Below are 21,075 nucleotides of genomic sequence, written 5' to 3'. Positions count from 1 at the left end.
ATAAAAATTAATGGATTTTTACGATTTAAAAAATGCCTTTTTTGTAGGTGTAGTAATGTCTTTTATGATTGGTCCGGTGTTTTTTATGCTTATTAAAACAAGTATTTTAAAAGGCGCTAGAGCAGCAATTGCATTTGATATTGGTGTAATTTTAGGCGATATATTTTTTATGCTTATAGCATATTTTGGAAGTAGAAGTTTATTAGAAAAAATTAAAGATGACCCTCGATTATTTTTAATTGGGGGTTTAATATTAATTGTATACGGATTAATAACTTACTTAGATAAAAGTAATAAAAAGGAGGTTGAAGTTTGTGAAGTAGATATTCCAGAAAGCAACAACTATTTGAAATTAGTTTTAAAAGGATTCGCTTTAAATTTTATTAATGTTGGTGTTTTGGCAGGATGGTTAGGTATAATTGTGGTAGTAGGTCCAACATTAAATATGAATCCTAGTTATATGTTTTGGTACTTTTTTACCGTAATAATTGGGTATGCTTTAAGCGATCTAGGTAAAATACTTTTAGCGAAACAATTAAAAAGCAAGTTAACACCATTGGTAATATATAGAATAAAAAGGGGGATGGGAGTTTTATTAATAGTTTTTGGAGCGCTTATAATGTTAAAAAGTTTTATACCTAAAGATCAAATAGATAGTTTGCTCCAAAAAGTAGAGCAAACAACTAAAAACCAATAATAACTTTGGCTATCCAGAAGTAAATTAAAATTCCAAAAATATCGTTACTTGTAGTTATAAATGGACCGGTAGCTATTGCCGGATCAATTCCTCTTTTATTTAAAAATAAAGGAATAAAAGTACCTACCAAACCAGCTACAATAATAACTACAAAAAGAGATACAGAAATAGCACTAGCTATATTCATGTCTTGTTCAGTAGCAAAAACATATATAAAAAGTAAAATAGCCAAAGCAAGTCCATTAATCATTGCTAAAGATACTTCTTTTAATAACCTATCGGTAATGCTTCCTTTTACATCATCATTTGCTAAACCTTGAACTATAATAGCTGATGATTGTACACCTACATTTCCAGCCATCGCAGCTATTAACGGAGTAAACATAAAAAGAATTGCGTTTTCAGCAATAGCATCATCAAAAAAACCCATAATTCTTGCTGCACCTACACCACCTATCAAACCTAAAAATAACCAAGGTAAACGTGCTCTAGTTAATTGCCAAATAGTGTCATCAGCTTCTACGTCTTGTGTAATACCTGCAGCTAATTGATAATCTTTTTCTGCTTCTTCTTTAATTACATCAACAATGTCATCAATAGTAATACGTCCAACTAAAACACCCAATTCATCAATTACAGGAATCGCTTCTAAATCGTATTTGCGCATAATGTTAGCAACATCTTCAGCTTTTTCATGAACGTCAACAAAATCTACTTTAGGAATATATACATCAGCAATTTTTGACCGAGTAGAGGCCATTAAAAGATCTTTTAATGATAAACGTCCTTTTAGTTTTCCATCATTATCTGTTACATAAATAGAATGAACTCTGGTAACTTCTTCTGCTTGTTTACGCATTTCTTTTACGCAAGTAAGCACATTCCAGTTTTCATTAACCTTTACTAACTCTTTAGCCATTAAACCACCAGCAGTATCTTCATCATAACGTAGAAGTTCAACAATTTCTTTAGCATGTTCTTTATCTTCAATTTTTTGAATTACTTCCTGTTTACGTTCTTCAGGTAATTCAGCAATAACATCAGCAGCATCATCTGTATCAAGTTCGTCAATTTCTTCAGCAATTTCTTTGGCAGATAGTTGTTCTAGTACATTTTCACGAACATCTTCATCAACATCCATTAACACTTCTGAAGTGGTTTCAGAGTCAAGCAAACGAATAATATAAACGGCTTCATCAAATGATAACTCATCTAATACTTCAGCAATATCTGCATGATGTACTTCTGCAAAAAAATTAGAAAGAGCAGTGTCTTTTTGATTTTTTATTAATTCTCGTACGTTATCAATAAGGTCTTTAGTGATCTCTAATGCCATCGTTTGCGATTTTAGACGTTAAGCTTATAAAGTCTTGTACCGACAATTGTTCGGGACGCTTCGCAAATATAGGGTCTTCTTTTAAAGTAACCGAAAGATTAAAAGATTTTAAACTAGAACGAAGCATTTTCCTTCGCTGATTAAAAGCAGTTTTTACAACTCTAAAAAATAATTTTTCATCAACCGGAAGCGTGTAATTTTCTTTTCTAGTTAAACGGATAACCCCAGAATCTACTTTAGGTGGTGGATTAAAAACAGTAGGAGGAACTGTAAATAAATATTCTGCATCAAAAAAAGCTTGTGTTAATACAGAAATAATACCGTATACTTTACTCCCTTCTTTTTCCGCAATTCGTTTAGCTACTTCTTTTTGAAACATTCCAGAAAATTCAGGAACAAACTCACGGTTTTCAATTGCTTTAAAAACTATTTGAGAAGAAATATTATATGGGAAATTGCCAATAATAGCAACTTGTTTTTTATTAAAAACTTTTGTGAAATCTTGTTTTAAAAAATCGCCTTCAATTATGGTAAATTTTTCTGAAGAAGTATTTAGTTTTAAATGTTCTAAAGGAAAGGTTTCTTTTAAATAAGTTACAGATTCAGTGTCTAATTCCATAACCGTAACTTTTGACTTTTTCTCTAACAAATATTTAGTTAGAACACCCATTCCAGGACCAATTTCAAGTACATCTTCATATCCTGTTTCGGTTAAAGAATCTGCTATTCTTTTAGCAATACTCTCGTCATTTAAAAAATGTTGTCCTAAATGTTTTTTTGCTCTTACTGTCATGTTCTAATACTAATTATTTATAGTAGGTTTTTTTATTGAAAATACAATTATAAGTGCTCCCAATCCAAAACCACCTAAAAAGCCTCCAATTGTTTCCCAAGGTTCAATACCATAGTAAAAGTAGGTTATTAGGGCACCTAAAACTATTAAAAAAACACTTAAATAAAGAATAGTGTTTCTGTTTTGGTAAATTTTGTTTTGCATTTTTAATTGCTGCTTACCGTAGGGTAGAATTCGTTAATTACTTTTAATTCAGTTCTGAAGGCCAACATTTTGTCAGCAAATTTCTTCATTCCATCAGTACGAAGTTTATTTGCGTCATGGTTATAGTAATTGTCTAAATCTTCTCTTGTTTTTGCTGTATATTGAATAGAGTAGGTAGCACCCCCCATTTCTTCTTCCACTAAAACCTGTGTCATTTTAGCGCTTATAAACCTACCTGTAGCTAATACTTCAGGTATGTGTTTTTCTATCCAAATAAGCCATTCATTATGAATGCTTTCGTCTACGTTTATTGTTACGTTATATATATACATAATTTGTAATGTAATACTATATCAATAAGTGTAATAGCAAAGATTAATTCTTGTGGCTATTGTATATGATATAAATAGTTAATTAAATATTATCTCCCCTTAATTTTCTGTATTTTTTTCTAGCATCTACTAAGTAAATACTGGAAGCGTGGTCAAAAATAATCTTTTGGTAGTATTCAGATGCCTTTTCAGGATTATTTAATTTTTTATTATATAACTCTCCTAATTCATATAGGCTATTGTCAACTAAGATTCCTTCAGGATCTAATTGTAAAATTTTAGTAAAGTTATCAATAGCATTTGCATATGCTTCCTGTTTTACAAATAACTGAGCTTGTTTATATAAGGCTTCATCTTCAATTGGTTGACTTTTATAAGTTGTTATTATTTCTGATAATAAACCGATGGCTTCTTTATTTTTATTTTGATACGCTAATAAATCTGCCTTTGCGTATTCTTTTAGTCCAGTAGATATACTGTCTTTAGATTGATTGTCTGAAATTGTTAAAAAAAGCTCTGCGGCATCGTTGGCTATAAGTTGAGTTGCAGATCCTTTTAATATTTTTAATTGTGCTTTAGCCCATTTAAAATCATTTTTAAAATATGAGGCTTGAGCAACTTTAAAACGAGCTTCCTGTGCTAAAAAGTGATTTTTAAATTGAGTTTGTACTTGTGAAAAATAAATGAGTGCTTTATTGAAGTTTCTAGTAAAAACTAATATTTCTCCTAGTTTAAGTTTAACGGAAGCTTTGGTGAATTTTGAATTAGTAAAACTCATTGCTTTTTCTAAAACTTTAATTCCTTTTTCAGGGTTATTTTTGGTAAAGGTTAAAAAGTCTGCGTAAGCTAATTGAATAAATAATGTATTTCTGTTTGAGCCAAACTTAGTAAATATTTGTTGAAACTTCTCTTCAATATTAGGCTGTTTTGTAACAATATCAACCTGTAAATTCATATAAACAGCTCTGAATTTATCAGTAGGGTAATTAGTTTTTTCTATTACGATATCAAAACATTCTTTAGCGGTTTCGTAGTCTTTGTTTTCAAAAGCTATTTTACCTAAATTTTTTATACCAGATAAATTATCAGCGTCCCTAGCAAGTAAAGCTTTATGTTGTATTAGTGCTTTTTGATATTGTTTTTGTTTAATAAATAACCAAGCAAGCAAATCATTCCACACATTTTTGGGCTTACTAATTGATTTTTTTAAAATTGATTTTCTTAATAAAGTATTATTCTCATTCTCGCTATCATCGTTAATATATTTACTCGCATATCGTTTAATATTATTGAGGTATTTTTCATTTCTATCAACTAAATTAACATACGAGTCAAACATCTTTTCAAAATCACCTTTTTCACCATAAATTTGAGCAAGCTGAAATCCGTAATTTGCTTTTGGATTATTATCCATAATGCCATTGTAAGCTTTTAAAGCATAATCTAACTTGTTATAGTTTTTAAAAAGGTTTGCTATTATACCACCATATCCACTATTGTTTTTTACAGATTCTAATGCGTTTTTATATTGCTCATCGGCTTTGTTAATTTCTTGCTTACGTTCAAAATTATACCCTAACATCACATATGTGTATGTTTGTTTTGGGTATTTTTTTAGTTTTTTGAGAAGTAAAGATTCAGCAACTAAAAATTGGTTAGTTTCTTGGTAACAACTAATTAATCTTTTTAAATAAGTTGTATTATAAGGACTTTTGTTATGAAGCTCTTTATACAATTGTATTGCTTTTTCATATTCACCATTTCTAAAATAATTTTCAGCAATTATAAAACCGTTTTGTTGAGAATAACAAAATAGACTGGAAATAAAAAAAGTAAATAAGAAGATAAGTTTTTTCATTAAAAATTAAATGTATTTATTTTGAATACAATGTACACAAACTTCTTGAAAAAAGACCATATAATCAAATATTTAGCCTTTTAAAAGTTTAGTAAAACATGTGTTTTTTTGTTAAAAATTCATTAAAATTATGTTTTTTATTAAAGTCTTTGTAACATTTTGGCACGAACTTTGTCTTACTAATAAAAGAACTAAACAAATACTAGTATGAAAAACTTATCTATACAATACAACTCGGCAAAAGAAAGAGCAAATGAGTTTATGAAGAAAGGTCAAATATCTCAATATTTTGAGGCACTTTTAGAAATGAATAAATGCAAAAAAATAATGACAGCTATTATAGCAAATTAAAAAAGTAAGTTTCAAACTTGAAACTTACTTTTTTAATTTTAGTTATTTGTTTGCAATTTAGTCAATGGTATCAAATCCACAATAAGGTATTAATACCTCAGGTATTTTAATTCCATTTTCTGTTTGGTAGTTTTCTAAGATACCAGCCAAAACTCTAGGTAAAGCAAGCGAGCTACCATTAAGAGTATGTACTAATTGACTTTTTCCATCACTGTTTTTAAAACGTAACTTTAAACGGTTTGCTTGATAAGTTTCAAAGTTTGAAGCAGAGCTTATTTCTAACCAACGCTTTTGCGCAGTTGAATATAATTCAAAATCAAAAGTTAAGGCAGCAACAAATCCTGTATCGCCACCACACAAGCGTAAAATTCTATATGGTAATTTTAATTCACGTAAAATTTCTTTAATGTGCTCTACCATTCCATTTAATGCATTATAAGAATTATCTGGATGTTCAATTCTTACTATTTCAACTTTATCAAATTGATGCAAACGATTTAATCCTCGTACATGAGCACCATAACTTCCGGCTTCTCTTCTAAAGCAAGGTGTATAGCCTGTATATTGAATAGGCAAATCAGCTTCTTTTACTAAATCATTTCTATGTATATTAGTTATTGGTACTTCAGCAGTAGGAATTAAGTATAAATCATCTACAGATGCATGGTACATTTGTCCTTCTTTATCTGGTAACTGACCTGTAGCTATACCAGAAGCTTCATTAACTAAATGTGGTACTTGAACCTCTTTATAGCCAGCTTTAATATTTTTATCTAAAAAATAGTTGATTAAAGCACGTTGTAAACGAGCCCCTTTTCCTTTGTATACAGGAAAACCAGCTCCAGTAATTTTTGCGCCTAAATCAAAATCAATAATATCGTATTTTTTAGCTAATTCCCAGTGTGGAAGTGCGTTTTCATTTAACTCAGGAATAATTCCTTCAGAAAAAATCTCTTCATTATCTTCTTCGTTCTTTCCAGCTACAACAGAAGTATGAGGTATATTAGGTATTTGGTATAATAACTCTTGCAACTCACTCGTAGCGATATTTAACTTTTCTGTTAACTCTTTAGATTGATCTTTTAACTGACCTGTTTTTTCTTTTAAAAGATTAGCTTTTTGTGCTTCTCCTGATTTAAATAAATTACCAATTTCTTTGGACAGTTTGTTTGATTCAGCTAAAATATTATCTAATAAAACCTGAGTTGATCTTCTGGTTTCATCAGTACTTAATACTTCTTCAATTATTGTTTGAGCATTAGTAAAACTACGTTTTGCTAATCCTTCTAAAACAGCTTGTTTGTTTTCTCGAATAAACTGAACCTGTAACATCTTTTATTATTTTTTTAAGAAAGGCAAAGATACAGGATGTAATACATTTAAGCAATGTGTTTTTGATACTAAATTTGTTCGAGCATCATGAAAAAATCAGATAGTGTAATATTGAAATAATCACATATTTTTTGAATAGTAAAAACCGTTACATTTGTTTTTCCTTGTTCTATTCTTGCTAAATGAATGCCTGTATCAATGTAAAATTCACTTAAAGTAACATCGTATTTAGTTCGTAAAGTTTTAATACAAAGGGCTATTTTTCTTAAAATTATCTCGTCTTTGGTAAGTATCATTTTTTTTGATACAAATTCTAAAAAACATATTGAAAACATAATGACAAGTCTGTCATTATTAAGAAATTAAAAAGACTAACTTTGCCTTGGAAGTTACGTCAAACAAACTATGTAATGTTTAAAACCGGGGGGCTTTAAATGAAATTTAAAATTAGTAATTGGCGTAACTTTTTAAAAAACTAATAGAAGTTTCTTTGTCGATTTTTAATTGATTTTTTAAATCGTTTATAGATTCAAATTTTTGTTCATCTCTTACAAAGTAAAGTAAATTAACACTTATTTCTTGATCATAAATATTTTGATTAAAATCAAAAAAATGAACTTCAATAGTTTGATCTTTCCCATCAACTGTAGGTCTGTTACCTATATTCATCATACCAAAAAATAATTCATTGTTAATTTTAGATTTAATTACATAAACACCTGTTTTAGGAATAAGTTTATAATTTTCAATAATGGCTATGTTAGCAGTTGGAAACCCTATTTTACTACCTAGTTGTTTTCCATTTACAACTTTGCCAGCAAGCGGAAAATTATAGCCAAGATATTTGTTTGCAGTTTTAAGTTTGCCACCTAATAAGGCTTTTCTAATTTTAGTAGAACTTACAGAAACATCATTGATATCCTGTGCAGGAATTTCTTCAACATCAAAATCGTATAAGTGAGAATACTCAGTTAATTGTTCAATGTTACCTTCTCTATTTTTTCCAAAATGATGGTCGTAACCAATAATTAATTTTGAAGTGTTAAGTTGATTAACCAGAATATCACGAACAAAATCTAACGCTGTTAATCTAGAAAATTCCTTACTAAAAGGATGGATTATTAGGTAATCTAGCCCTAATTGTTCTAGATACTTTGTGCGTTCCTTAATCGTATTTATTAATTGAATTGAAACTTCTTTTTGAAGTACCATTCTTGGATGAGGAAAAAAAGTTAATAAAACCGATTTCATGTTGGCTGACTTAGCATCATCAACTAACTTTTTTATAATTTTTTGATGTCCTATATGTACACCGTCAAAGGTACCAATGGTAACAAATGTTTTTTGAGTAGGAGTAAAGTCAAAAATTGAGTGAGTTATTTCCAATTTTTAAAAAGTTTTAGCAAATGTACAATATGTATAACATATAGTAAAAGCATAGTTAGTAATAATGAGAGAATTGTGATTAGCAATAAAGATTGAGTTATTATTTAATTTTTAATAAAATTTAACACAAATATTTTGAAAATGAAAAAAAATCGTATTTTGCGGTAAGTTAACAAATTATTTTACACATTATGATGAAAAGATTATTACTTGTTGCATTTGCAGTGCTTAGTAGTGGGATGTTTGCACAGACTACTATTACGGGTACAGTAAATGACGCATCGCTTGGTGGACCGCTGCCAGGTGCAAACATTAAGGTTTCCCGAAAGGCAGTCGGAACTAGTACCGATTTTGATGGGAAATTTACTTTAAAAGTAACCGACACTCCTCCTTTTACTCTTGAAATTTCTTTGCTAGGGTATGAAACAAAAAAAGTAGAAATAACACAGAATAACCAAATAGTAGAGGTGAGTTTAACTGAAAATGCAACTTCATTAGATGAGGTAGTTATTTCAGCATCAAGAACGCCAGAGCGTATTATGGAATCTCCTGTTACAATTGAGCGTTTTGATTCAAGAGCGATAAAAAACACATCTTCTCCTTCTTTTTATGATGGTTTAGAAAATTTAAAAGGAGTTGATATTAACGCAAGTGGATTAACATTTAAATCAGTAAACACTCGTGGTTTTGCTGCTTTTGCAAACGAACGATTTGTTCAGTTAGTTGATGGAATGGATAATTCTTCTCCAGCTTTAAACTTTGCATTAGGTAACCTTTTAGGGATGTCTGAATTAGATGTAAAAACAGTTGAGATATTACCAGGAGCTGCTTCTGCATTATATGGGGCAAATGCCTTTAATGGTATTATGTTAATGACTAGTAAAAATCCTTTTGACGATCAAGGTATAAGTGTTGTTTATAAAACAGGATATACAGTTCAGCAAGCTGCTGGAAACAATCGTTTTGATGATGCTAGTATTCGTATGGCTCATGCATTTGATAACAAATTTGCTGTTAAAGCTACGTTTTCTTACTTAAAAGGAGAAGAGTGGCACGCTACAGATTATAGAAATACAAGTGGAGTAGGTGGGAATTATTTACCAGGAGATAGAGACTCAAGACTAGATTTTGATGGACTTAATGTTTATGGAGATGAGGCAGTTACTGATTTGAAAAGAGTAGTTGATGGTTTAGTAGCAAATGGAACTTTACCAGCATCTGCACAAGGAGTTGTTCCTAACGTTAGAGTTAGTAGAACAGGTTACAATGAGGTAGATTTAATGAGTAATGAAGCAAAAAGTTTAAAGTTTGGTGCTTCTTTACATTACCGCCCTTGGGGTAATGACCGTTTAGAAATTATTTGGAATTCTAAGTATGGTACTGGTAATACTATTTACCAAGGTCAAAACAGATATAATATTGCTAACTTCTTTATGGAGCAACATAAATTAGAGTTTAGAGGTAAAAACTTCTTTGTAAGAGGATATTATACAGGAGAAGATGCTGGAGATTCTTATGATACAAGATTTGCAGGTTTAAACATAAACAACCAATGGGTTATAAATCCAGCTACTGGTCAATTAGCTAATCCAAAAGATGCAGATAATACTTGGTTTGCAAGATATGTATTAGGGTATTTTAACGCTGCTACACAAGGTGGTGCTAATCCTGCTAATGCTCATGTTGCGGCTAGAAGTTTTGCTGATCAAGGTCGTTATATGCCAGGTACTCCTGAATTTAAAGCTGCTTTTGATAAGGTAACTAAAGATCCAGATTTAACAAGTGGTTCTAAATTTCAAGATCAAACTAGTTTATATCATGTTGATGCAAATTTAAATTTACGTGATTATATTGATTGGGCAGAGGTTCAAGTAGGAGGTTCATATAGACAATTTAATTTAAATTCTTTTGGAACTATATTTACGGATGCTGATAGTCCTATTGCTTATGATGAGTATGGTGTATATACACAAATACAAAAGAAATTTTTAGAAGACCGTTTAAAGTTTACTGGTTCAGCTCGTTATGATAAAGCTAAAAACTTTAAAGGAAATGTTTCTCCTCGTTTATCTTTAGCATATTCAGCTGGAGAATTTAAGAATCATAACTTTAGAGCATCTTTTCAAACAGGATTTAGAAACCCAACGACACAAGATCAATATATTGGTTTAACAACTGGTGGTGGTACATTAATAGGTACAGCTGAAGATAACTTAGATCGTTTTACTTCTTTACCAATAGGTGTAAGTCCAGCTGGTAGAGCTGTATCTGGTTTAGGTGCTACTACAACATATACAGGTAGAGATGCTTTTGAGAATGCCTTTTCATTAAGTTCAATCGAAGCAGGAGCTCCATCTAAAGCAAATTTTGGTTTAGTTAAACCTGAAAAAGTAACCTCTTTTGAAGTTGGATATAGAAGTGCTTTATCTGTTTCAGATAAAAAAGTAGGTGTTGATTTTAGTGCTTATTATAACGATTATCAAGACTTTATTGCTATTAAAAATATTGCAGTTCCTTTTTATGGAAAAGTAGGAAGTACTGCTCCTAGTGGAGTGCCAGGTGCTACTCAAGGTGATTTAGCTTTATTAGCATTAAGAAATGGAGATTTCGCAGGTGTTGGTTTTAGAACAAATTCAGCAGCAGATATTACTTCTTATGGAGTTGGTTTAGGGTTAACTACTAAAGTTTTCAATGGATTTAACGTTGGATTAAACTATACTTGGTCTAAATTTGATTTTGATCAAACTTCTGATCCAGATTTTGAAGCAGGATTTAATACTCCTGAGCACAAAGTAAAATTACAATTAGGTAAAACAGATTTATTTAAAAACTTTGGTTTTAATGTTAGTGCTAGATGGCAGAATGAATTTTACTGGGAGTCTTCTTTCTTCGAAGGAGATGTGGATTCAAGAACTGTGTTAGATGCACAGGTGAATTATAGAATTCCAGCATGGAAGTCAGTAATTAAATTAGGAGGAGCTAACTTAACAGGAAAAGAATACTTTAGTGCACCAGGTGTTGGAGCAATAGGTTCTCAGTATTTCCTTTCTTGGACAATTAACAACTAAAAAGATGAAAAAAATAAATTTTAAATATAATTGGTTACCAGTTCTTTTTATAGGATTAGTAGCTTGTGATGTAAATAATGATTTAGATCCAATTAAGGATAATACCCCAGAAGTTCCAGTTGTTGCTGTGACAGAAGGAACAGCAGATTTTTCTAAATATATATCATTAGGAGCTTCTTTTACTGCAGGTTTTACAGATGGAGCTTTATTTAAGGAAGCTCAAAAAAATTCTTTCCCAAATATTTTAGCTAGTAAGTTTTCAATGGCTAAAGGAGGTGATTTTAACCAACCTCTAATGAAAGATAATATTGGAGGAATGGTAAGCGGAGCTAATGTAGCTTTACAGCCTAGATTTTATTTTAATGGTTCAGGACCTACAAGGTTAACAGTTAAACCAACAACTAAAGTAGGTTTTCCAGCAGATAATGCACCTGCTTTTAATAATTATGGTATTCCTGGAGCAAAAAGTTTTCATTTTTTAGCTCCTAATTATGGAAGTGCAGCTGGTTTAGCTACAGTTCCTGCAACTGCAAACCCTTACTTTGTAAGAATGATGCCAACGCAATCTACATTATTAGCTGAGGCAGCGTCAAAATTACCAACATTTTTTACGCTTTCTGAAGTTGGTGGAAATGATGTATTAGACTATGCTGTGGCCGGAGGTGCTAGTGGAGCAATTACTCCAAAAGCTACTTTTGATGCCGCTTTTGGTGCTATTATTAATACATTAACTGCACAAGGGGCTAAAGGAGTTGTTGCAAATTTACCGTACATAACTACATTACCTCATTTTACAACAGTGCCTCATAACCCAGTGCCTATGACAGCTACAGTAGCTGCTGCTTCTAATCAGGGATTTGCACTGTATAATGCAGGTATAAAACAAGCTTTTGCTTTCTTAGTAGCTAATACTCCTATGACTCAAGCTATGGCTGATGCTGAAATAGCAAAAAGAACAATTAATTTTTCTGAAGGGAAAAATGCTGTTGTTATTGTAGATAAAAATTTAACAAATTTAACAGCGATTAATCCAGGATTAAAAAATTATAGACAAGCAACTAGTGAAGATTTATTAGTATTACCTAGTTCTACTTTTATTGGTACTACTGTAGGAGGTAATCCTTTGTTAGTTAATGGAGTTTCAGTTCCATTAGAAGATAAATGGGTGTTAACAAAAACTGAGGTTGACGCTATAAAAACAGCTACAGATGGTTATAATACAACCATTAAAGCAATGGCAGATTCAAAAGGATTGGCTTTTGTAGATTTTAATGTTATTTTAAAAACTGCCTCAACTTCTGGTTTACAGTTTGATGAGTATACGTTGAATACTAGTTTAATTTTTGGTGGTTTAGTTAGTTTAGATGGAATTCACCTAACTGCTAGAGGTTATGCTTTAATGGCAAATAAAATGTTAGAAGCTATTGATGGTAAATATGGTTCTAACTTTATGAAAGCTACTAAAGGTTTAGCTAAAGCTGCTGATTACCCAACGAATTACTCTCCAGCTTTGTTGAATTAATTCTTATTGAAAATAAATATATTAAAAGCCTATCATTTGATAGGCTTTTTTATTTTTGCGAAAATTTTAAAAAAAAGAATTAATGAAAAAAATGCTATTTTATGTTGCTGTTTTTTTAGCAACAATTAATTGTTACTCACAAATTGAATTCGAAAAAGGTTATTTTATAAAAAATAATAATGAAAGAGTAGAATGTTTAATAAAAAATGAAGATTGGGATAATAATCCTTTGAAATTTAAATATAAACTTAATCATGGTGCTCCTGAAATTTTTAATACTATAGAATCAGTTAAAGAATTTGGAGTTTATAATTTTTCAAAGTACACAAGAGGAAATGTTGATGTTGATCAGTCAAGTAATGAAACTAGTAAATTGGATGGTTCTAGAAAACCTATTTTAAAAAAAAAAACTCTTTTTTTAAAAGTGTTGGTAGAAGGTAAGTCAAATTTATATAGATACAAGAGAGGTAATTTAAAAAGGTTTTTTTATAGTAATAAAGAGAAATCTATTAAACCTCTTATTTATAAAAGATACTTAAATTCAAAGCATAATGCTAACTTGAGTTCTTTTAACGGAAGTATTGTAAACAAAAATCTTAATCGAAATTTTATTTATGTAAATGAAAGGTATAAGCAGCAGTTATTTAAAAATTTAACTTGTAAAACGATTTCTTTAAAAGAGATAGAGAAGTTAAGATATAAAAAGCAAAGTCTAAGTAAGTTTTTTATTAAATACAATAAATGTTCAGGGTATTTAATTGATGATCAGTATGAAAAAGAAACCAAGGGGGTTTTTAAAGTTTCTTTAAAAGGAGGAGTAAGAAATACTACTTTAGATATTGACAATTCTTCTAGTTTTTTACCAAGTATTAGTTTCGATTCTAAAACTACATACAAAATAGGAGTGGAAGGTGAATACTTTTTGCCATTTAACAAAAATAAATGGTCTTTATTTGTAGAACCAACTTTTCAATTTTTTAGTGCTAAAAAAGAACTTCCTTTTGCGTTTTTAGTTGAGAAAAAAATAATAGTAGAAACTAATTATAAATCTATTGAAGTTCCAATTGGGATTAAACGCTATTTTTTTCTGAACGATGTTTCTAAAATGTTTATAGGTGGATCTGTTGTTTTAGATTTTAATTTTGATTCATACTTAAGATATACAAGAACTGATGGGGCTATTATTAAAGATTTTATTATAAGAACTAGTAGTAGTATTGGTTTTCATATAGGATATGTTTATAAGAACAATTATAGTTTAGAGTTGACATATCAAAATAATCGTGATTTTTTAACGACATATTCTAACATAAGTTCAAAATACAGTACTATGTCCATAACAATTGGGTATACTTTTTAAATTTGAAAACCCGATGAGATTTATTTCATCGGGTTTTTATTTGATAGAAGTGTTTATTTTGAGTTTTAACACATAAGGGTTGAAAAACAATAAAAATCCTTAAGGAGCAGGATTTGGCATCTTATTGTGAGCTATTTCAATTTCCATTAAGATATCTTCACTAAGCTCAATATCTATAGAGTTAATATTTTCTTTTAATTGACTCATTTTTGTAGCTCCGATAATATTACTTGTTACAAATGGTAATTGATTAATGTAAGCAAGTGATAATTGTGTTAATGTTAATCCATGTTTATCAGCTATTTTTTGATACTCTAAAACTGCTTTTTTAGATCCTTCACCCATGTAACGAGAAATGAAACGTGGAAACAATGTACCTCTTGCTCCTTCAGGTTTCTTTCCTCCTAAATATTTTCCTGACAAAACACCTTGCGCTAGTGGAGAATAAGCTAGCAATCCAACATCTTCTCTCATTGAAACTTCACTCATTCCATATTCATAACTTCTGTGAATTAATGAATATGAATTTTGAATAGTTACCATTTTGGGTAAATTATGCTTCTCAGCAGTTTGCAAATATTTCATGGTTCCCCATGGAGTTTCGTTAGATAAACCAACATGTTTTATCTTCCCTTGTTTAACAAAATCATTAAGGGTTTCTAAAATTTCTAAATGCTTTTCAGCTTCTTTAGTTGAGGTTTTATATGGGTAATCACGAACACCAAAACAATTCACGCCACGATCAGGCCAGTGCAATTGGTATAAATCAATATAATCAGTTTGTAAGCGTTTTAAACTTCCTTCAATAGCATCAGAAATATTTTTTTTGTTAAAACCTCCAGTTCTAATGTGAGCTGTATAATCGCCACCACCAGCTATTTTAGAAGCTAAAACAACTTTATCACGATTTCCTGTTTTCTTAAACCATGATCCAATAATTTTTTCTGTTGCTCCATAAGTTTCTGGAGTTGCAGGTACGGAATATAACTCAGCAGTATCAAAAAAGTTTACCCCTTGCTCTAAAGCGTAATCCATTTGTTCATGCCCTTCTACTTCAGTGTTTTGATTTCCCCAAGTCATGGTTCCTAAACATATTTTAGAAACTTTTACATCAGTATTTGGTAATGTTGTGTATTTCATTTTTGAAATATTTAGTCATTTAATTTATGAATATCTAGCAATTTCTTCTTTTACACTCCTTAGCTGATTCAATAAAATTTGATGAGAGTCAAATTCTTTTAAATCTTTCTTTTTTGAATGTTGATTTAATTACTTAAAAACATAAAAATACCAATATTTCTGAAAAGAAAAATGTAAAGTTTTTATAAAAAAATAAATCCCGAAAATTGCGGGATTTATTTTTTTAATATGATAAGTATACTTATTGAAGTATCGCTTCTATACCAGGTAAGGTTTGACCTTCTAACATTTCTAGCATTGCACCACCACCAGTAGATACATAACTTACTTTATTTCCAAAGCCAAATTGTTTAACTGCAGCAACTGAATCACCACCGCCTACTAATGAAAATGCTCCATTATTGGTTGCTTCTGCAATTGCTTTTCCTAATTCAATAGTTCCGCTTGCAAAGTTTTCCATTTCGAAAACTCCTAATGGTCCATTCCATAAAATAGTTTTAGATTTTGAGATAACTTCTGCAAATTTTTCAGAGGTCTGTGGACCACAATCTAGTCCCATCCAACCGTCAGGGATTTCATTAGTGTTTACCGTTTTAGTATTTGCTTCATTGCTAAAAGAATCAGCAATAAGTGCATCAACTGGTAAATGAATTTCAGTATTCTTTTCTTTTGCTAATTTTAAAATAGCCAATGCTAAATTTAATTTATCATCTTCAACTAAAGAGTTTCCTATTTTTCCACCTAAAGCTTTGATAAAAGTAAATGTCATTCCTCCACCTACTATAATATGATCTACTTTATCAATAATATTTTCAATTACTCCAATTTTTGAAGATACTTTTGCGCCACCTAAAATTGCTGTAACTGGTTTTTCTGAATTATTTAAAACCTTATCAATACTTTCAATTTCTTGAGCTAATAAATTTCCAAAACATTTATTTTCAGAAAAAAACTGAGCTATTACAGCAGTTGATGCATGAGCTCTGTGCGCAGTTCCAAAAGCATCATTTACATAAATATCTCCCCATTTTGAAAGTTTTTCAGCAAATGCAACATCACCAGCTTTTTCTTCACCATAGAAACGTAAATTTTCTAATAATAAAACTTCACCAGCTTTTAAATTTGAGATAGCAGTTTCAACTTTATCTCCAATACAATCTTCAACAAAAGAAACTTTTACACCTAAAATAGTAGTTACTGTTTCTACAATATGACGTAATGAATATTTTTCTTCAACACCTTTTGGGCGTCCTAAATGTGACATAAGTACACAACTTCCTCCATCTTCTAAAATTTTAATAATTGTTGGTTTTGCAGCTTGAATTCTTGTGTCATCGGTTACTTCAAAAACATCATTTAAAGGAACATTAAAATCAACGCGTATTAATGCTTTTTTGTTTTCAAAATTATAATCGTTTAGTGTTTTCATGTATTGTTATTGTGTGTTTGTTCTTGTCAAAAAAATTGTATTTAAAAAGCAAATAGTTTTTAGTGCTCTATTAAAAACTTAAGTTTTTCATTAGTTTTCGTTGGTGTGAATTCAATTACTTCGTAATCTGCTAAATTATTTATTTTAAAAGGATCTAGTTTTATAATTTGCTCAACATTATCTTTATTTTTTGCTTTACAGAGTATAATTCCTCCGTTTCTAGGCTCTTTTCTTCCGGATGTTAAAAAAAAACCGTCTGTATATTGTTTATTTAAAAACTGTATGTGTGCTTCTAAAAATTGATCAATTTTTTTCAAAGGAGCTTTGTAGGTAAGATTTATAATAAACATATTTACTATTTTAATACTGTTCTTTTTCTTCAACAAAAATAACTATTTAAAACTATATTAAAATAGGATTTGATTTAATAACAAACTTATATATTTGTTAAAAAAGAATGGATACTATTTCTGTAAAAATACTGTCTGAAAAACTAAATTTACAAGAATGTTATGATTTTGTAGCAGATCCTTCTTGTGGAGGAATCGCTGTATTTGTAGGTACAGTTAGGAACGCTACAAAAAATAAAGAAGTAACTCAGTTAGACTTTTCTACTTATAAGCCTATGGCTATAAAAGAAATGAAAAAGATAGCTAATATTGCCTTAACAAAATTTTCAGTAAAAAAAATAGCAATCCATCATGCTGAGGGCTTATTAACTATTGGAGATATTCCTGTTATTATAACAGTTTCTTCTCCGCATAGAGGAGCTGCTTTTGAGGCTTGTCAGTATGCTATTGATACGCTTAAAGAGACTGTGCCTATATGGAAAAAAGAATATTTTTCTGATGGCGAAGTATGGGTAAATGCACATCCATAAAAATAATACCAATCCAAACTTGGTAATATTTCATTAAAAAGTGAATTTATGATTGAATTTAAAACAACTGAAAATCTATTAGAGCTAGAGCAAATATTAGCATTACAAGCTGAAAATATACCTGTTAATTTAACTGAAGTTGACAAAAAGGAGCAGGGTTTTGTTACCGTACAACATGATTTAGCAATATTAAAAAACATGCATGAAGTACATGCGCATAGTATTGCTACCTGTAAAGGAAATGTTATTGGGTATGCTTTATCTATGTCTAAAAAATTTAGAGGTGAAATAGCTGTTTTAGCTCCTATGTTTACTGAAATAGATAATTCTATAAAATCTGATAGTAATTATATTATTATGGGACAGGTTTGTATTGGCAAAGAATATAGAGGAAAAGGTGTTTTTAGAGGTTTGTATGCAAAGATGAGAGATGCTTTTACAGCTACATATGATTGTATAATTACTGAAATAGATGCCTTAAATATTCGTTCAATAAATGCACATAAAGCCGTTGGTTTTGAAGAATTAGTACGTTACGATTATAACAATCAAACGTGGGTTGTAGTGTTTATGGATATTTAGTAACTAAATTTACTTTTTTAAATATCTAATACTTCAAATCTGTAGGCTCAATAAAAGAAGTTTCTGGGTGGTAAAGATCTTTTAGTATTTCTTTTATTTCATGCATAAATTCTTCCAATTTTTCTTCTGTAATTTCATTGTCAGGAGTTTTATAATTTGAAGAGAAATTCATTTTTAAAAAACCATTTTTTAAATTTTTAAATGAAATAATACCTGCTTCTAATGGTTTTGAAAAATCATAGTTAGTATGTTGTGTATACAAGAATGTATACAGCATTACTTGAATAGCCTTATGATATTTTAATTCAGGTAATAAACTAAAATCTAATACTTTTAAGTTTAACGCATCTACTTTACCTGTTTTATAGTCAATAATTCTAGTAACTCCGTTTAATTCATCAATCCTATCAACCTGGCCATGAATTTTAATCGGGAAATCAAACCCTTCAATAGTTATTTGAGTAGCTAATGTTTGTTCAGTAGCAATTATTTTTAATTGGTTATTGTCATCTTTAAGAAGTTCTTTTTCTTGTTTTAAAAAATTAATAACAAAACGATTAGCAACTTCAAAAATTAATCGATTTTTACCAGTGCTAATGTCTCCATTTTTAAAATGCTCTGAAAAATAGAAAACAATTAACTCTTTAGTTTTTTGTTGCATTTTAGTAATGATCTCAACTGATATAAATTTACCTTCAAAAGGCTTGTATAAAGCTTCTAAAGTGTCATGTACAACAGTTCCCATAGTATTTGCAGCAACAGTTTCTTCTACATCATCAAACTCTTTTATTTTTAATATTTTTTGTTTGTAAAAAGCTATCGGATTGTATAAATAGTTGGTTAAGGCTGATGGAGATATCCCTTTCTTAGCTAGTTCTCGTAATTTTTCTAAAACTTCCTTATTTTTTGTTATCTCTTTTTGTTGGGTTACGGTTGTAATTATTTTAGGACTTATAATTTCTTCTTTTAAGTCACCTCTCATCATTTCTAACTGAGTAACAAAACGACTTTTTTCTCCACTTCCAAAAACATCATGTTCTGTATTGTATAATATGTATATGTTTTTGGCACGTTGTAACAATCTAAAAAAGTGATATGAAAAAAGTGCATCTTTTTCTTTATAGGTAGGTAATCCAAACTCTATTTTTACATCAAAGGGGATAAAAGAATTTTGTTGATTATTACCTGGTAAAACTCCTTCGTTTACTGAGGTAATGATTACGTTTTCAAAATCTAATACACGAGTTTCTAATACTCCCATTAGTTGTAAACCTTGTAAAGGTTCTCCTTGAAAGGATAAACTTTCAGATTGTATTAGTTGTTTAAAAAACTGCTGAAGTGTTTTTAAATCTTGAATATAATTAAAGGTGTCATGTAAGTTTTGTAACTGTATAAATGCAGTAAAAAAACGATATAAGTATTCTTTTTCTAACTCATTAGCAACTTCTTTTAAAACAATAATAACATTTAAAATACGTGATAAAAAGTCATCAACAGTAGTAAAAGGGTTAAAAAGAGGTAAAATAACATTTTGCGTTTCTATGGGTATTTGCGTAAAAAACTCTGTAATTTTTTCTTGATTGACAAATGTTGTATTACTTGCTACAATTACTTCAGAAATACTGTCTGCAATATTATGTTCTTCAATATATAATAATTGATATATAGCTGGGTGTTTTAGTAAAGCTATTACATCTTTATAATAAAAAAGATGGTGGTCTTTTTTTTGTAATTTTTCTTGATTTATAAAAAGCTGAAAAATAATGAGTAATAAACTTGTGGTAGGAACATCTTTTAACGGATATCCCATTGTAATATTTATTGCATCAACATTTTCAGGTAATGAGTTTAAGGTTATTGGAAGTAAAGATTCATCTGCTAATACTAATGCTGTATTGTTATGGTTAGAAAATTTTGATAATAACTCTCCAGCATACTTTATTTGCGTTATGTTTTTTGATGCTCCAATTACTTGAATATTCTTTGGAGATGAAAAATGTGTCGCAACTGTTTGTATAGGGTTCTTTTGATAATATTTCCATCGGGTTTTATATTTTCTAATAAAGCTTCCAGCTTGGTGGTTACTTTCATAAAAAGCTTGGTCAATGTCCCAGTATACCTCAGTGTTTTTGGCTTCTAACATTTTTTGAAAGAGCAACTCTTCAGCTGCATTTAATGCATTGAAACCTATAAAAAAGAATTTCTTTTTTTTGTTTTTTAGAATATAATCATCAATTAATTTTATAGATTCTCTATAAATCACTCCTTGATATCCTTTCTTTTCCGAAATTAAAAACTCATAAAAAATGGTGTAAAGCTTATGTAGTTTTTCCATAAAAGCAAAATGATCTTTCATCAATTCTGTTTCTTGGAATGTTCCAGAAACTGACCATTTTCTCAAGCGATGTATATCTCTTAAATACACAAAAATTTCACGTGCATTTATTAAGTGTTGATCTATTTCATTAAAATCTTGCAATACGGTAAAAGCCCAGGAAGAAAAAACATCAAAAGTGTCGGGTTTCGATTCTTCTTTTTTATAAATGGAATAGAAATAAAATAGTAGTTGAACAGAATCTGCTTTCTTCATTCCAGAAACATCCTCTATAAAATCACCAATATTACTTATTTTAGGTAGAAAACCAGTAGAGATTTTATCTTTCAATGCCTTTTTAACAAATACTCCTGCTCTTTGAGAAGGTAGTATAAACTCAACATCTTCAAATGATTTGGTTGTTTTTAAAATACTATCTAATGTATCAGAAATAAATGATTGCATTGGCTAATTATATAGGAGCAAAGTAC

At 29.8% G+C, this 21,075-nt stretch carries 19 protein-coding genes; 7 read left to right on the top strand and 12 right to left on the bottom strand.

What is annotated here, in order from left to right; genetic code table 11:
• Positions 1 to 10: 10 nt before the first annotated feature.
• Positions 11 to 697: a LysE family translocator gene (locus tag DS884_RS06420; protein WP_113786173.1), complete on the top strand. Its 687-nt coding sequence runs from the start codon at positions 11 to 13 to the stop codon at positions 695 to 697.
• On the opposite strand, the gene mgtE is transcribed toward DS884_RS06420, so the two are convergent.
• The 5 genes from mgtE to DS884_RS06395 form a co-directional block, all read right to left on the bottom strand.
• Positions 684 to 2,033: a magnesium transporter gene (gene mgtE / locus DS884_RS06415; RefSeq protein ID WP_093869653.1), complete on the bottom strand. Its 1,350-nt coding sequence runs from the start codon at positions 2,031 to 2,033 to the stop codon at positions 684 to 686. The genes DS884_RS06420 and mgtE overlap by 14 nt on opposite strands.
• On the bottom strand, positions 2,014 to 2,826 hold the full coding sequence (gene rsmA, locus DS884_RS06410) for a 16S rRNA (adenine(1518)-N(6)/adenine(1519)-N(6))-dimethyltransferase RsmA (RefSeq protein ID WP_093869654.1): 813 nt from the start codon (positions 2,824 to 2,826) through the stop codon (positions 2,014 to 2,016). Before rsmA ends, mgtE begins: the two co-directional genes overlap by 20 nt.
• A 9-nt stretch (positions 2,827 to 2,835) precedes the next feature.
• Complete coding sequence (locus DS884_RS06405) at positions 2,836 to 3,030, bottom strand: hypothetical protein (protein ID WP_093869655.1); 195 nt, start codon at positions 3,028 to 3,030, stop codon at positions 2,836 to 2,838.
• A gap of 2 nt (positions 3,031 to 3,032) precedes the next feature.
• Positions 3,033 to 3,362 (bottom strand): DUF4286 family protein, encoded by a 330-nt coding sequence (locus DS884_RS06400; RefSeq protein ID WP_093869656.1) that lies wholly within the window; start codon positions 3,360 to 3,362, stop codon positions 3,033 to 3,035.
• An 82-nt stretch (positions 3,363 to 3,444) separates the two neighbouring features.
• On the bottom strand, positions 3,445 to 5,220 hold the full coding sequence (locus tag DS884_RS06395; protein WP_093869657.1) for a tetratricopeptide repeat protein: 1,776 nt from the start codon (positions 5,218 to 5,220) through the stop codon (positions 3,445 to 3,447).
• Between the two features lie 207 nt (positions 5,221 to 5,427).
• Here DS884_RS06395 and DS884_RS18555 point away from each other — a divergent pair, with 207 nt between their 5' ends.
• Positions 5,428 to 5,571, top strand: a complete 144-nt coding sequence (locus DS884_RS18555) for a hypothetical protein (protein ID WP_176974359.1) — start codon at positions 5,428 to 5,430, stop codon at positions 5,569 to 5,571.
• A 57-nt stretch (positions 5,572 to 5,628) separates the two neighbouring features.
• On the opposite strand, the gene serS is transcribed toward DS884_RS18555, so the two are convergent.
• From serS to DS884_RS06380, 3 genes are all read right to left on the bottom strand, one after another.
• Entirely contained in the window at positions 5,629 to 6,903 is a 1,275-nt protein-coding gene (serS, locus tag DS884_RS06390; RefSeq protein WP_113786172.1) for a serine--tRNA ligase, read from the bottom strand.
• A 68-nt stretch (positions 6,904 to 6,971) separates the two neighbouring features.
• Positions 6,972 to 7,199, bottom strand: a complete 228-nt coding sequence (locus DS884_RS06385; protein WP_158530821.1) for a helix-turn-helix domain-containing protein — start codon at positions 7,197 to 7,199, stop codon at positions 6,972 to 6,974.
• 151 nt (positions 7,200 to 7,350) lie between these two features.
• Positions 7,351 to 8,289: a bifunctional riboflavin kinase/FAD synthetase gene (locus tag DS884_RS06380; protein ID WP_113786171.1), complete on the bottom strand. Its 939-nt coding sequence runs from the start codon at positions 8,287 to 8,289 to the stop codon at positions 7,351 to 7,353.
• A 191-nt stretch (positions 8,290 to 8,480) separates the two neighbouring features.
• Here DS884_RS06380 and DS884_RS06375 point away from each other — a divergent pair, with 191 nt between their 5' ends.
• From DS884_RS06375 to DS884_RS06365, 3 genes are all read left to right on the top strand, one after another.
• Positions 8,481 to 11,357 carry a TonB-dependent receptor gene (locus DS884_RS06375; RefSeq protein WP_093869661.1) on the top strand — a complete coding sequence of 959 codons (2,877 nt, stop codon included), beginning with the start codon at positions 8,481 to 8,483 and terminating at the stop codon, positions 11,355 to 11,357.
• Between the two features lie 4 nt (positions 11,358 to 11,361).
• Positions 11,362 to 12,879 (top strand): G-D-S-L family lipolytic protein, encoded by a 1,518-nt coding sequence (locus tag DS884_RS06370; protein WP_093869662.1) that lies wholly within the window; start codon positions 11,362 to 11,364, stop codon positions 12,877 to 12,879.
• A gap of 82 nt (positions 12,880 to 12,961) precedes the next feature.
• Positions 12,962 to 14,239 (top strand): hypothetical protein, encoded by a 1,278-nt coding sequence (locus DS884_RS06365; RefSeq protein ID WP_113786170.1) that lies wholly within the window; start codon positions 12,962 to 12,964, stop codon positions 14,237 to 14,239.
• A 99-nt stretch (positions 14,240 to 14,338) separates the two neighbouring features.
• Here the strand turns inward: DS884_RS06365 and DS884_RS06360 are convergent, their stop codons facing one another.
• From DS884_RS06360 to DS884_RS06350, 3 genes are all read right to left on the bottom strand, one after another.
• Positions 14,339 to 15,379, bottom strand: coding sequence for an NADP(H)-dependent aldo-keto reductase (locus DS884_RS06360; RefSeq protein WP_113786169.1), 1,041 nt, complete (start codon positions 15,377 to 15,379; stop codon positions 14,339 to 14,341).
• A gap of 241 nt (positions 15,380 to 15,620) precedes the next feature.
• Positions 15,621 to 16,808, bottom strand: coding sequence for a phosphoglycerate kinase (locus DS884_RS06355; protein ID WP_113786168.1), 1,188 nt, complete (start codon positions 16,806 to 16,808; stop codon positions 15,621 to 15,623).
• 59 nt (positions 16,809 to 16,867) lie between these two features.
• The gene (locus tag DS884_RS06350) at positions 16,868 to 17,158 is read right to left on the bottom strand and encodes a YciI family protein (protein ID WP_093869666.1); all 291 of its coding nucleotides are present in this window, start codon (positions 17,156 to 17,158) and stop codon (positions 16,868 to 16,870) included.
• Positions 17,159 to 17,265: 107 nt separating this feature from the next.
• On the opposite strand from DS884_RS06350, the gene DS884_RS06345 reads away from it, so the two are divergent.
• Together DS884_RS06345 and DS884_RS06340 are read left to right on the top strand one after the other, a co-directional pair.
• Positions 17,266 to 17,688, top strand: a complete 423-nt coding sequence (locus DS884_RS06345; protein ID WP_113786167.1) for a molybdenum cofactor biosynthesis protein MoaE — start codon at positions 17,266 to 17,268, stop codon at positions 17,686 to 17,688.
• A gap of 48 nt (positions 17,689 to 17,736) precedes the next feature.
• Positions 17,737 to 18,270: a GNAT family N-acetyltransferase gene (locus DS884_RS06340; protein WP_093869668.1), complete on the top strand. Its 534-nt coding sequence runs from the start codon at positions 17,737 to 17,739 to the stop codon at positions 18,268 to 18,270.
• A 25-nt stretch (positions 18,271 to 18,295) separates the two neighbouring features.
• Here the strand turns inward: DS884_RS06340 and DS884_RS06335 are convergent, their stop codons facing one another.
• Entirely contained in the window at positions 18,296 to 21,049 is a 2,754-nt protein-coding gene (locus tag DS884_RS06335) for a PD-(D/E)XK nuclease family protein (protein WP_113786166.1), read from the bottom strand.
• Positions 21,050 to 21,075: the final 26 nt, after the last annotated feature.

It is taken from the genome of Tenacibaculum sp. E3R01 (assembly GCF_003318185.1).
Taxonomy (GTDB): domain Bacteria; phylum Bacteroidota; class Bacteroidia; order Flavobacteriales; family Flavobacteriaceae; genus Polaribacter; species Polaribacter halocynthiae.
Note: the sequence above shows the minus strand (reverse complement) of the source record. Positions and strands in the feature narration are given on the sequence as shown.